Origin of the sequence: Pseudooceanicola sediminis (genome assembly GCF_003575965.1) — a bacterium.
In the GTDB taxonomy this organism is placed as follows: Bacteria; Pseudomonadota; Alphaproteobacteria; order Rhodobacterales; family Rhodobacteraceae; genus Pseudooceanicola; species Pseudooceanicola sediminis.
The window spans coordinates 41,744-54,668 of record NZ_QWJJ01000005.1 but is presented as its reverse complement, the minus strand read 5'-3'; the positions used below and the strand labels follow the sequence as shown (position 1 = coordinate 54,668).

12 protein-coding genes are annotated in these 12,925 nt (G+C 67.5%); 9 read left to right on the top strand and 3 right to left on the bottom strand.

Annotated elements, in window-relative coordinates:
• Positions 1 to 204: 204 nt before the first annotated feature.
• Positions 205 to 810 (bottom strand): hypothetical protein, encoded by a 606-nt coding sequence (locus tag DL237_RS06705; protein ID WP_119398288.1) that lies wholly within the window; start codon positions 808 to 810, stop codon positions 205 to 207.
• Positions 811 to 1,062: 252 nt separating this feature from the next.
• Entirely contained in the window at positions 1,063 to 2,895 is a 1,833-nt protein-coding gene (gene ggt, locus DL237_RS06700; protein ID WP_119398287.1) for a gamma-glutamyltransferase, read from the bottom strand.
• A gap of 318 nt (positions 2,896 to 3,213) precedes the next feature.
• Between ggt and DL237_RS06695 the strand changes: the two genes are divergently transcribed.
• The 9 genes from DL237_RS06695 (at position 3,214) to modC (ending at position 12,137) form a co-directional block, all read left to right on the top strand.
• Entirely contained in the window at positions 3,214 to 4,032 is an 819-nt protein-coding gene (locus DL237_RS06695) for a purine-nucleoside phosphorylase (RefSeq protein ID WP_119398286.1), read from the top strand.
• A gap of 366 nt (positions 4,033 to 4,398) precedes the next feature.
• Positions 4,399 to 5,634 carry an aromatic ring-hydroxylating oxygenase subunit alpha gene (locus tag DL237_RS06690; protein WP_119398285.1) on the top strand — a complete coding sequence of 412 codons (1,236 nt, stop codon included), beginning with the start codon at positions 4,399 to 4,401 and terminating at the stop codon, positions 5,632 to 5,634.
• Positions 5,635 to 5,647: 13 nt separating this feature from the next.
• On the top strand, positions 5,648 to 6,718 hold the full coding sequence (locus tag DL237_RS06685) for a 2Fe-2S iron-sulfur cluster-binding protein (RefSeq protein WP_233544899.1): 1,071 nt from the start codon (positions 5,648 to 5,650) through the stop codon (positions 6,716 to 6,718).
• A gap of 249 nt (positions 6,719 to 6,967) precedes the next feature.
• Positions 6,968 to 7,669 carry a VIT1/CCC1 transporter family protein gene (locus DL237_RS06680; protein WP_119398486.1) on the top strand — a complete coding sequence of 234 codons (702 nt, stop codon included), beginning with the start codon at positions 6,968 to 6,970 and terminating at the stop codon, positions 7,667 to 7,669.
• A 139-nt stretch (positions 7,670 to 7,808) separates the two neighbouring features.
• On the top strand, positions 7,809 to 9,113 hold the full coding sequence (locus DL237_RS06675; protein ID WP_119398283.1) for an aspartate aminotransferase family protein: 1,305 nt from the start codon (positions 7,809 to 7,811) through the stop codon (positions 9,111 to 9,113).
• Positions 9,114 to 9,117: 4 nt separating this feature from the next.
• On the top strand, positions 9,118 to 9,504 hold the full coding sequence (locus tag DL237_RS06670) for a winged helix-turn-helix domain-containing protein (protein ID WP_119398282.1): 387 nt from the start codon (positions 9,118 to 9,120) through the stop codon (positions 9,502 to 9,504).
• A gap of 69 nt (positions 9,505 to 9,573) precedes the next feature.
• Positions 9,574 to 10,347: a molybdate ABC transporter substrate-binding protein gene (modA, locus tag DL237_RS06665; protein WP_119398281.1), complete on the top strand. Its 774-nt coding sequence runs from the start codon at positions 9,574 to 9,576 to the stop codon at positions 10,345 to 10,347.
• A 3-nt stretch (positions 10,348 to 10,350) separates the two neighbouring features.
• Positions 10,351 to 11,061: a molybdate ABC transporter permease subunit gene (modB, locus tag DL237_RS06660; protein WP_119398280.1), complete on the top strand. Its 711-nt coding sequence runs from the start codon at positions 10,351 to 10,353 to the stop codon at positions 11,059 to 11,061.
• Positions 11,058 to 12,137, top strand: coding sequence for a molybdenum ABC transporter ATP-binding protein (modC, locus tag DL237_RS06655; RefSeq protein WP_119398279.1), 1,080 nt, complete (start codon positions 11,058 to 11,060; stop codon positions 12,135 to 12,137). Before modB ends, modC begins: the two co-directional genes overlap by 4 nt.
• Before the next feature lie 14 nt (positions 12,138 to 12,151).
• On the opposite strand, the gene DL237_RS06650 is transcribed toward modC, so the two are convergent.
• The gene (locus tag DL237_RS06650) at positions 12,152 to 12,859 is read right to left on the bottom strand and encodes a nitroreductase (RefSeq protein WP_119398278.1); all 708 of its coding nucleotides are present in this window, start codon (positions 12,857 to 12,859) and stop codon (positions 12,152 to 12,154) included.
• Positions 12,860 to 12,925: the final 66 nt, after the last annotated feature.

Below are 12,925 nucleotides of genomic sequence, written 5' to 3'. Positions count from 1 at the left end.
TGGCCGGACGGGATTTGGGAAAGGGACGGCCTTCGGGAAGGGGCCGTCGCTAGGGAAGTGGCTGGGGAAAGGGAACATGGGCGGGGACCGCGTCGACACAGGCGGGCGGCCATGCCGATTTGCGGCGCAGAAAACGCGCCCCTGCGCACAGGCTCGCACGCAGGGTCTGCTCGATGCGCGGGCCGTCGCCGCGCTTTGACGACGTCAGAGTGTGACGAACCGCTTCGCGGGGTCGAAACCGCACCATTCCGCCGCCTTCAGCCAGGTCGCGGTGAACCCGTTCAGCATGTAGCTGTCATAGATCGTCATTTCGCCATCGCGCTTGACACCGACGATCAGCGAATTGCTGGCGCGCAGCAGATCGACCGTTTCTGCCACGAACATGTTCGACAGGGCCGCATCGACCACGGCATCGCCCCATTCGTTGGTATATTCCGTGATCTCCATCTCCGGGCCGATGGGGCTGGCCTGACCGTCAAAGATCAGCGCGATGGTGTCATCCAGCGTCAGCGGGGCGGCCATGCCGCGAAACCAGACCGGGGTATAGCTGAACGTGGCATCGCCGCCGCCGTCACCGACGCTGATCGCGAGGTTGCCGCGCCCGTCGCCCCCGTTGGACAGGTGACAGACGCGGTTGCCATGGGTGGCGTCCTGTTGCAGGGCGACGGACCACACGCCATGCGCCCATTCGTCCAGCGTCCGCGAGTCGGCCTGCGCCGTCTGGCCGGGCGATATCAGACCCAGCGACAGCAGACCCAGCGACAGCAGGGGCAGCGACAGCAGGGGCAGCAGTTTGGGCAAGCGGATCATGCTGGATCTCCGGAACAGGTTGCAGTGCGGCGAAGCTAGCGCCGCTGTCTTAACGAAGCGTCGCCAGGGCCCCGGGGGGCGGCAGAGGCCAGGGAACGGGAGGACCGAGAGGGACGCGCGGCGGATCTTGCAGACCTGCGCGCCGCTGACCCGCCTTGCGCGCTGGCGCAGCGGTCGTGTCCGGTCGCGGTTCCGCCATCCCGGGCCTGCGCGAAACGGGCCGGCGTCCCCCTCACTCACCCAGGACCCCCCTCACTCACCCAGGGCAATGCCTTCGCGCCGGGGGTCGGCGCCGCCGAGCAGGGTGTCACCGATGGAAATGGCATGCAGGCCGGAGTTCATTTCCTTGGGCTGCACGGTATAGCCCATGGCCTCCAGCGCGGCTTGCAGATCCGTCGCGGTGGTATCGACCTCCACATCGTAGGGGCCGAAACGGTTGACCAGATGGGGCATCGACACGGCCTGTTGCACATCCATGCCCCAGTCGAGATGGGCGATGATGGCCTGCGTGACAAAGCCGATGATGGTGCTGCCGCCGGGGCTGCCGATCACCAGCGTTGGCGCGCCGTCCTGCATCACGATGGTGGGCGACATCGACGAACGCGGCCGCTTGCCCGGCTCGACCCGGTTGGCAATCGGCACGCCATCCTTCTGCGTCTCGAACGAGAAATCCGTCAGCTCGTTGTTGAGCAGGAACCCCCGCACGAACAGACGCGAGCCAAAGCTGTTCTCGATCGTGGTGGTCATCGACAGGGCGTTGCCGTCGGCATCGACGATCGAGATATGCGAGGTCGAGGGCAATTCGATCGCGGTGTCATCCGCCAGCAGCCCGGCATGATCCCAGTCGGGCAGGCCCGGGGCGACATCCTGCAAGGCGGTGTCGGTGTCCAGCAGCTCGGCGCGGCGGGCCAGGTAGTCCGGCGCGATCAGGCCCTTCAGCGGCATCGGCACAAAATCGGTATCGGCCATGTAGCGCCCCCGGTCGGCAAAGGCCAGGCGCGAGGCATCGCCGATCAGGCGCCAGCTTTCGGGGTTGTCGGGGCCGAGGTCTGCCAGGTCGTGGCCCTGCAACATGCCCAGCGTCTCTCCGATGGTCAGCGCGCCCGAGGATGGCGGGCCCATGCCGCAGACCTGCGCGGTGCGGTAGGGGGCGCAGACGGCGGGCCGCTCCTTGACCTCGTAGATCGCAAGGTCGAGGGCCGACAGAACCCCGGGATTGCCGGGCGCCTGCTGCACGGTGGCGGCGATGTCATCGGCGATATCGCCAATGTAGAACGCCTTGGCGCCCCCGTCCGCGATCTGGCGCAGCGTGTCGGCATAGGCCGGGTTGCGCAGGGTTTCCCCGGCATGCAGGGCCGTGCCACCGGGATAGAAATACGCCTCGGTCGCGGGAAAGCGGCGCAGCCGGTCGCCATCGGCGGCGATCAGGTCGGCCAGCCGGGGCGAGACGGCAAAGCCCTGCTCGGCCAGCGCGATGGCATCGTCGAACAGGTCGGGCCAGGCCGCCTTGCCCCACATCTCATGTGCCGCCTCCAGCAGGCGCGGCGTGCCCGGCGTGCCCACCGAACGCCCCCCGACAACGGCATCGAAAAAGCTCAGCGGCGCGCCGGCCTCGGTCTGGAACAGCTGCGGCGTGACATCCAGCGGCGCGGTTTCGCGCCCGTCCAGCGTGGTCAGCGTGCCCGTGGCGGCATCATACCATACCAGGAATGCGCCGCCGCCCAACCCCGAGGATTGCGGCTCCACCAGCCCCAGCACCGCCTGCGTCGCGATCATCGCATCCGCGGCGCTGCCCCCGGCGCGCAGCACCCGTGCACCGGCCTCGACCGCCAGAGGATTGGCTGCGGAAATCATCCACGTCCCCGCTTCGACCGGCGCCCCCGACGCCTTGATCCTCAGCGCCTCCACGGCCTCGGGCGACAGGCCCGGAAACGCGGTGATTGCCCCCGTCGCCGCCTCGGGCGTCCCCACCTCGGGGGCGATCGCATCGCTGGATTGCTGGGCCTGCGCGGGCGTCAGACCTGCCGCCAGCGGCACGGCAAGAATCGCCAGCGCAAGGCCGACAGAATGAGACCATTTGGACATGCGACGTTCTCCTGTGTGATGGGTGCCTGTGATAGCCACCGCTTTTGGGCCGTGGTGCGCCTGCACCGCGCCGCGTCCCGCTCTTGTCAAAGCCCGTTGTGCCACACATAGCAGCCTCGCCCCGTGTTTCGAGGGCGCGCGCCGTTTTCCTCCCTCCCTGCGACACCCCACCCCCCGGCCTCCCCGTCATCTGGCCGGAAATACCCCGGGGGGAGGTGCATGGCACCGGGGGGCAGCGCCCCCTCCGTCCCCTCCGGCAGAGATTGCCTTTTCCCGGCCGAAACGGTGAAATGGCGCGCACACCAAATGAGGACCGACATGAGCAAACACCTGATCGCCGCCGAGCACCTGGCGCGCACCCTTGCCGGGCGGCAGCCAAAGATCGGCATCATCCTCGGCTCCGGCCTGGGCGACCTGGCCGACCAGATCGAGGATCCGACCTATCTGCCCTATGGCGAGATCACGGAGTTCCCGGCCTCTACCGTCGCCGGGCACTCGGGGCGCTTCGTCATCGGGCGGCTGGGCGGACAGGAGGTTATCTGCATGCAGGGTCGCCTGCACAGCTACGAAGGTTTCCCCTATTCCGACCTGGCGCTGCCGATCCGGGCGATGCGGGCCGTGGGCGTCGAGATGCTGTTCATCTCCAACGCCGCCGGCAGCATGAGCGCCGAGATGCCCGAGGGCAGCCTGATGGTGATTTCCGATCACGTGAACTGGTCCGGCTTCAACCCGCTGATCGGTCCGAACGACGACAGCGTCGGCCCGCGCTTCGTGGACATGGGCAATGCCTACGACCGCGACCTGCGCGCGCAGCTGCACGCGGTCGCGGGCGGCATGGGCGTGGTGCTCCATGAAGGGGTCTATTTCTGGTACACCGGCCCGAATTTCGAAACCCCGGCGGAAATCCGTGCCTTCCGCATGTTGGGCGCCGACGCCGTGGGCATGTCCACGGTGCCCGAATGCATTGCCGCGGTGCATTGCGGCATGAAGGTGGTGGCCGTCTCCGCCATCACCAACCTGGCCGCGGGCATGGACGTGACCCAGACGCTGAGCCATGAACACACCCTTGCCCAGAGCGCCACGATCTCGGAGCGGTTCTGCCGCCTGGTGACGGCGTTCGTCGCCACGCAGGGGTAGCAGGGCGCGCGCGCCCTGGAAGCACGCGCCCCGGAAGCAAGCCCCCCGGCAGCACGTCCCCCGGGAGCACGCGCCACACCCCCGGCGCACTTTGTGCAGGCCAGCGTTCAGGGCCGTGCTGCCGGGGGCGGCAGGGTGGTTCTGCCCGAATTTCGTGCAGAACCATGCACGCAATTCGCCGGGCAGGGCGCCCTGCGCCGGGTTTTTCGGCACTGCGGCGCCGAAAACGAACTGCGGGCGGCGCGATGTCTCAACCACGCCGCGAAGAGGCGGATTTTGACCATGGGCCGGTCGCATTCCTGCCTATGGTCCGGGGAAAAGGTCGCTCCGACTCCTCCCCACCCTCTTGCCATGGGTTCCTCACGAATGCTTTCGCACCCCGACGTTCTCTCTCTGTTGATGTCCCGCAAGGCGGGGCATTCGCTGCCGCAGCCCTTCTATACCGACCCCGACGTCTACCAGGCCGACCTGAGCGGCATCTGGTACCGCGAATGGATCTATGCCGTCGCCGTCGCCGAGCTGCCGAAAGCGGGCAATTACGTCACCATCCAGGTCGGTGCCTATTCGGTGATCGTGGTGCGCGGGGCCGACAAGGTGATCCGGGCCTTCCACAATTCCTGCCGTCACCGCGGCAGCCGGATCTGTTCCGCGGCCAAGGGCAGCGCCCCGAAGCTGGTCTGCCCCTATCACCAGTGGACCTATGAGTTGGACGGCAAGCTGCTGTGGGCGCGGGAAATGGGCCCGGATTTCAACCCCGCCGACCACGGCCTCGGCACCGTGCATTGCCGGGAGATCCAGGGCATGGTGTTCATCTGCCTTGGCGATGTCGCGCCGGATACTGCGGCGCTGGAGGCGCAGGCGAACCGCTATCTTGCGCCGCACGATCTGGCCAATCTGAAGGTCGCCTATCAGAGCCAGATCGTTGAGCAGGGCAACTGGAAGCTGGTGCTGGAGAACAACCGCGAGTGCTATCACTGCGGCGGCAACCACCCCGCGCTGTGCCGCACTTTCCCCGAAGATCCCAATATGGTGGGGGGCGACGATTCCAGCAGCTCGCCCATGGGGCGCGATCACGTCAACCGTTGCGAGGCCGCCGGTCTGCCGTCGAAATACATCGTCGATCCGAAGGACCAGTGGCGCTTTGTGCGTATTCCCTTCATCGGGGATGGCGTCAGCTATACGATGGATGGCAAGGCCGCCGTCAGCAAACGGGTCGGCAGCATGCCGTTCGACAATGCCGGCACCTGCCTGTATTTCCACTATCCCAACACATGGAACCACTTTCTGTCGGATTCGGTGCTGACCTTCCGCGTGCTGCCGATCAGCGCCACCCAGACCGAGGTCACGACGACATGGCTGGTGCACAAGGATGCGGTCGAGGGCGAGGATTACGACCTCAAGCGCCTGACCGAGGTCTGGCTGGCCACCAATGACGAAGACCGCCAGATCGTCGAGGAAAACCAGATCGGGATCAATTCGCCCGCTTATCGTCCGGGGCCCTATTCCCCGGTCGAGGAAACCGGCGTGCTGCAGTTCGTTGACTGGTATTGCCGGACCCTTCAGGGCACCCTGCTGCCGCGCAGCCTTTACGCGGCGGAGTAAGCCCATGATCCCGATGCCGAAAGCCGACACTCCGGTCTGGAGTGATTCCGAGGAGCTGGAATGCGTGCTGACGATTCCAGAGGCGCCGGGGGTGATGACCTTTACCTTCCGCCCGCCGTCGGGGGCGCGGTTCGTTTACAAGGCCGGGCAGTTCATCACGCTGGATCTGCCGGTGCCGGGGCAGGGTGGCAGCATCCAGCGGACCTATACCATCTCGTCCTCGCCGGTCAGCAGCGCCTATATCAGCGTGACGGTGAAGGCGCAGGAAGGCAGCATCGGCACACGCTGGATGATCGAGACCCTGCGCCCCGGAATGCGGTTGCGGGCGTTTGGCCCGGCGGGCCTGTTCCATCTGCCGCCGCAGCCCGATGGCAAGTACCTGTTCATTTCCGCGGGCTCCGGCGTGACGCCGATGATGTCCATGGCCTCGACCCTGTTCGAGCGTGGCGAAGACCCCGACATCTGTTTCGTGCAGTGCGCCCGCCGCCCCGCCGATCTGATCTTTCGCCGGCGGTTGGAATACATGGCGGGGCGGGTCACCGGGCTGCAGCTGCATTTCATGGTCAAGCAGGCCGACCCCTATGATGCCTGGACCGGCTATCGCGGCCAGTTCAACCAGCTGATGCTGGGCCTGATGTGCAACGACTATCTGGAACGCGACGTCTATTGCTGCGGGCCGGAAGGATTCATGACCACGGTGCGAGAGATCCTGAACTCGCTTGGCTACGACATGGACCGCTACCATCAGGAAAGTTTTGAGGCCCCGGCCGAGACGGTCGAGGAGATCACCGAGTTTGACGATGATGTGCCCGACGAGGCCATCGCCGCCGAGATCGTCTTTGCCAATTCCGGCGTTTCGGTCGGCTGCAACGAGACGGACACGGTGTTGCAGGTGGCGCGCGCGGCGGGTCTGCGCATTCCGTCCGGCTGTACCTTCGGCATCTGCGGCACCTGCAAGGTCAAGAAGGCCGAGGGCGAGGTCTACATGGTGCACAACGGGGGCATCAGCGACGAAGATATCGAGGACGGCTATATCCTGGCCTGTTGTTCCAAGCCGATCGGCAAGGTGGCCATCGAGGCCTGAGCGGGCGTGCGCGTGGGTGAGATGCGCCCGGCCGAGCGAGGCGGAGGCCAAGGACAATGACGCGGGGCCCCCGGTGCGGCCCCGGGGTTCCGGTTGAGCCGGGCGAGCCGGGTTCGCGATGATCCTGCGGCTTGGCCGCTGACGGGTGCCAGGGGCGGCGGGCCTTGACCTCGGGGGGCGGCCGGGCACAGGGTTGGCCGCAGAATGCGGGCGCGCGACGGTCCGCCAGCGACACCCGGGACCTACGCCATGACATACAAATCCGCCCACGAAGAAGTGCATTTCATCAACCGCTCCGGCTGGCTGCGGGCCGCCGTGCTGGGGGCCAATGACGGTATCGTTTCGGTCGCGTCGCTGATCGTTGGTGTCGCCTCGGCGGAACCATCGGCGCGGGCGATCCTGATCGCGGGCGCGGCGGGGCTGGCCGCCGGGGCGATGTCGATGGCGGCGGGGGAATATGTCTCGGTCAGTTCGCAATCGGATATCGAGCGGGCGGACATCGGGCGCGAACGCGCGGCCCTGCAAGAGATGCCCCAGGAGGAAGAGGCCGAATTGGCGTCCTTGCTGGAGGGGCGCGGGATGAGTGCTGCGACGGCGGCGCAGGCAGCACGAGAGATGAGCGAAAAGGATGCCTTGCGCGCGCATGTGCGCGAGGAACTGGGGCTGTCGGAAGAGAACGGCGCGCGCCCCTTGCAGGCGGCGCTGGCCTCGGGGGCGACGTTTTCGGTTGCGGCGGCGGTGCCGGTGCTGGCGTCGGTGCTGGCGCCGGCGACACAGGTCATCCCGGTGGTCGTGGTGGTGACGTTGATCGCGCTGGCGGGGCTGGGGGCGTTGGGGGCCCATGCAGGGGGCGCGCCAAAGCTGCGGGCGGCGGTGCGCGTGGTGGTCTGGGGGGCGGCGGCGATGGCGGTGACATCCGCCGTGGGGCTGGCGTTCGGGGTTGCCGTCTGAGGCGTGTTTTCGCGGCAACCGGGCTTGCCCTGCCGGGCAGCCGCTGCGCGGGCGGGCGGCGCGCCCCGGTTTCGGTTTGCGTGCATCCCCATGCCGTGTCTAGGCTGGCACGAGAGAGGCAACCGGGGGATCTGAGCCAATGACGAAGAACGAAGAGCGCGCCTTTTGGGACGCCGCCGATGCCCATGTGCTGCGCTATGGCGGCACGTTTGACCGCAAGATCATCGAGCGGGCCGAGGGATCGTTCGTCTACGACGCCGACGGCGCGGCGATCCTGGATTTCACGTCCGGTCAGATGAGCGCGGTTCTGGGGCATTCGCATCCGAAAATCGTCGAGACGGTGCGCGCCCAGGTCGGCAGGCTGGATCACCTGTTTTCGGGGATGTTGTCGCGGCCCGTGGTGGACCTGTGCACAAGGCTGGCGGCGCTGGCACCCGGCCTCGACAAGGTGATCCTGTTGTCGACGGGCGCGGAATCGAACGAGGCCGCGATCCGCATGGCCAAGCTGGTGACCGGCAAGCACGAGATCGTGGGCTTTTCAAAGAGCTGGCACGGCATGACGGGGGGCGCGGCCTCGGTCACCTATAGTGCGGCGCGCGCGGGCTATGGGCCGGCCGCCGTCGGATCGCTGGCGATCCCGGCGCCGAATGCCTATCGCCCCCGGTTCACCCATGCGGACGGAACGCTCGACTGGCAGAGGGAGCTGGACGATGCCTTTGATCTGGTGGACAGCCAGTCGACGGGCAGCCTGGCCGCGTTCATTGCCGAGCCGATCCTGTCGTCGGGCGGGATCATCGACCTGCCGAAAGGCTATCTTGGCGCGCTGAAGACCAAGTGCGAGGAGCGGGGGATGCTGCTGATCCTGGACGAGGCACAGACCGGGATCGGGCGCACGGGCGACATGTTCGCCTATCAGCGCGATGGCGTGACGCCGGATATCCTGACGCTGTCCAAGACGCTGGGGGCGGGGATGCCGCTGGCGGCGATGCTGACGACCACGGCGATCGAGGAAGAGGCGCACAAGCGTGGTTACATGTTCTATACCACGCATGTCTCGGACCCCTTGCCTGCCGCCGTCGGGCTGTCGGTGATCGACGTGGTGGAGCAGGAGGGGCTGCTGGCCCGCGCCGAGGTTGCCGGGGCGCGGTTGCGCGACGGGCTGCGCGCGCTGCAACAACGCTATGACTGCATCGGGGATGTGCGGGGCCGGGGCCTGATGGTGGGGATGGAGATCGTCAGCGACCGCCAGAGCAAGGGGCCGGACATCGCCACGGGCGAGCGGATCGGAGAAGAGGCGCTGAAGCGCGGGTTGTCGATGAACATCGTCAAGATCCGCAGCCTTGGCGGGGTGTTCCGCATCGCGCCGCCGCTGACGATTTCGGACGAGGAGCTGGAGCAGGGGCTGGAGATCATCGGCCAGTCCATCGCGGCGGCCGTGGGCTGACCTGATGACGGACGATGGCGCAACAGACCTGACGGACCTGACGCAGATGCGCCTGCGGGTGATCTTTGGCCCGGCGGGCATGATGGGCCCGGGCAAGGCCGAGCTGTTGGAGCGGATCACGCGCACCGGGTCGATTGCGGCGGCGGGGCGCGAAATGGGCATGAGCTACAAGCGCGCCTGGCAATTGGTCGAGACGATGAACGCGATGTTCCGTGCCCCGCTGGTCGAGAGCACGCGCGGCGGGGCCAGGGGCGGCGGGGCGACGGTGACCGAGACGGGGGCCGTTGTCCTGCGCCATTATCGCGGGCTTGAGGCGGCGGCGCGCGCGGCCGGTGGCGACCATCTGGCCGAGCTGGAGGCGCTGTTGGCCGATATGTCTCAGGGAAAATAACGCTTGCGTCCGCCGGGCATGCGGGGCGATATATCTGGCGAACCATAACGCTTGCCGGAGGGGATTTTCATGACCCGATCTATTTCGCTGCTTGGCTGCATCACGTCGCTGGTCCTGCTGGCCGGGGGTGCGCAGGCAGAACAAGCCCGCCTGACGGTATTTGCCGCCGCCAGCATGAAGAACGCGATGGACGAGATCGCGGCAGGCTACGAGGCAGAGACCGGCAACGCGGTCGATGTGTCGCTGGCCGGGTCGTCTGCGCTGGCGCGTCAGATCCAGCAGGGCGCACGGGCGGATATATTCATCTCGGCCAATACCGACTGGATGGATCGGCTGGAGGCGGGGGGGCAGATTGACGGCGACAGCCGGGTCGATCTGCTGGGCAATGCCATCGTGCTGGTCGCGGCCAGCGGCGCGGCCCCGGTCGAGATCGCGCCGGGGATGGATCTGGCGGCCCTGCTGAACGGCGGGCGGCTGGCGATGGCGCTGGTCGATGCGGTGCCTGCGGGGATCTATGGCAAGGCGGCGTTGCAGTCTTTGGGCGAATGGGACAGCGTCGCGCCGATGGTCGCGCAGGCCGACAATGTGCGCGCGGCCCTTGCGCTGGTCGCCACTGGCGCGGCGCCGATGGGCATCGTCTATGCGACGGACGCAGTGGCAGAGGACGACGTGCACGTCATAGGGACCTTTCCCGAGGACAGCCATCCGCCGATCATCTATCCGGCGGCGCGGGTGGCGGGCAGCGACAACCCGCTGGACGCGGGCTTTCTGGCCTATCTGCAAGGGGCGGCGGCGCGTGCGGCGTTCGAGAGGCAGGGCTTTGTCGTGCTGGCGCAGGAGTAGCGGATGGGCGGCTGGCTGACCCCTGACATCCTGCCGCCCGAGGCCTGGCGCGCGGTGGCGCTGTCGCTGAAGGTCTCGCTCTGGGCGGTGCTGGTCAGCCTGCCGCTGGGGATTTTCACGGCCTATGCGCTGGCGCGCTGGCGGTTTCCGGGGCGCGGGCTGGTCAACGGGCTGGTGCATCTGCCGCTGATCCTGCCGCCGGTGGTCACCGGGTATATCCTGCTGCTGAGCATGGGGCCGCAGGGGCCGATTGGCGGGCCGCTGGCGCGGATCGGGGTGGTCTTTGCCTTTCACTGGAGCGGCGCGGCGCTGGCGGCGGGGATCATGGCGTTTCCGCTGATGGTGCGCGCCATCCGCCTGTCGATCGAGGCCGTGGATCCAAAGCTGGAACAGGCGGCGGCGACACTGGGCGCGCCGCGCCTGTGGGTTTTTGCCAGCGTCACACTGCCGATGATCCTGCCGGGCGTGATTGCCGGCGCCATCCTGGCCTTTGCCAAGGCGATGGGGGAATTCGGCGCGACGATCACCTTTGTGTCCAACATCCCCGGTCAGACGCAGACGCTGCCCTCGGCCATCTATGCGTTCTTGCAGGTGCCGGGGGGCGAGGGCGCGGCGGTGAGCCTGGTCGTGATCTCGGTCGCGGTCGCCATGGGCGCGTTATTGCTGTCAGAGGGGATCGGGCGGCGGGTTGCACGGCGGGTGGCGGGCGCATGAGCGTTTCGGTGACGGTGCAGCATGGATTTGGCGGGTTCAACCTGGATGCGGCGTTCGAGGCGCCTGCGGGCATCACGGTGCTGTTCGGGCGATCCGGGTCGGGAAAGACGACGATCATCAACGCGGTGGCGGGGCTGTTGCGCCCGGACGCGGGGCGCATCGCGATTGACGATTGGGTCCTGCTGGACCGCGCGGCGGGCGTGTCGCTGCCGGTGCATCGGCGGCGGCTGGGCTATATCTTTCAGGATGCGCGGCTGTTTCCGCATCTGAACGTGCGCCAGAACCTGCTGTTCGGGCGGTTCTTTGCACCACGGGACGCGCCGCGCGCCGATATGGGCCGGGTGGTCGAGATGCTGGGGATCGGGCCGCTGCTGGGGCGGCGGCCTGCGATGCTGTCGGGGGGCGAGCGGCAACGGGTTGCCATCGGGCGGGCGTTGCTGGCCTCGCCCCGGCTGATCCTGGCGGATGAGCCGCTGGCGGCGCTGGACGAGGGCCGCAAGGCCGAGATCCTGCCGTACTTCGAACGCCTGCGCGATGAGGTCGCGGTGCCGATCCTGTATGTCAGCCATGCCCCTGCGGAGGTCGCGCGGCTGGCCACCACCGTTGTCGCGCTGGAGGACGGGCGTGTCACCGGGCAGGGACCGGCGATACAGATCCTGGGCGATCCCAACGTCATGCCGACCGGGGTGCGCGACGCGGGCGCGCTGTTGCAGGCCGTCGTGGTGCGCCATCACGACGACGGGCTGAGCGAGTTGAGCGCGGGTGGTGTGGCGCTGTTCCTGCCACGGGTGCCACATGCGCCGGGCGGGCAGCTGCGCCTGCGCATCGCGGCGTCCGAGGTGATCCTGTCGCGTGCGCGTCCCGAAGGGCTGTCGGCGCTGAACATCCTGCCCGGCGTTGTCGAGGCGATCCGCGACGGGGACGGGCCGGGGGCCATCGTGTCGCTGAACACACCGGCAGGGCGGGTTCTGGCGCGGTTGACGCGCCGCTCGGTCGCGGCGATGGCGCTGGCCGTCGGCGCTGAGTGCCACGCGATCGTCAAGACCGTCGCCATTGCGCCAGAGAACGTAAGCTGATGGATTTCAGTTCGTTATTCGCCAGCCTTCATGCGTTGTGACGCCTCGTCGAACCCGATGAAACGGGCCACATTGTCGACCGGCCGGCGTCGGGATTTCACCGCGTTGGCCGAGAAGGTTTCATCCGGCCAGCCGAGCGCGACGCAGGTCAGGATCACCTGATCGTCGGGGATTTCGGCCACCTCGCGCACCACGGGGCTTTGCATGATCCCCTGGCCATTGATCACCGCGCCGAGGCCACGGCTCCACGCGGCAAGGACAAGGCCATAGGTCACCGCGCCCAGGTCGAAATGGGCGATGGTACTGCGATCCTCCAACGACTTGTCGAAGGTGACGACGACCGAGACGGGGGCGTCGAACTGGCGAAAGCCGCGCATCATCCAATCCTGACGGCGGACCTTGTCGTGGCGTTCGATCCCCATCGCCTCGAACAGCTGCACGGCGATCTCGATCTGGCGCGTGCGATGCACGCCCTCGTATTCTCCGTGGTCCATGATCTCGCGCTGAACGGGCACTCCGGCGAGCATGCGTTCGGAATTGCCCTGACGCACCCGCTCCAGCGGCGTGCCGGTCAGCACGTGAAAGTGCCAGGGCTGGGTGTTCATCGAGGAGGGCGCGCGGTTGGCGAGGGCAATGACCTCCTCCAACAGGGCGCGGGGCACAGGGGCGTCGGTAAAGCCGCGAATGCTGCGCCGCTCCTGCATGGCCTGATCCAGTTTCATGAAAGCCCCTCCCCCTCTGACGGTCTGGTATGACGTCAGCGTGGGCGACCAGCGGCGGAGGCGTCA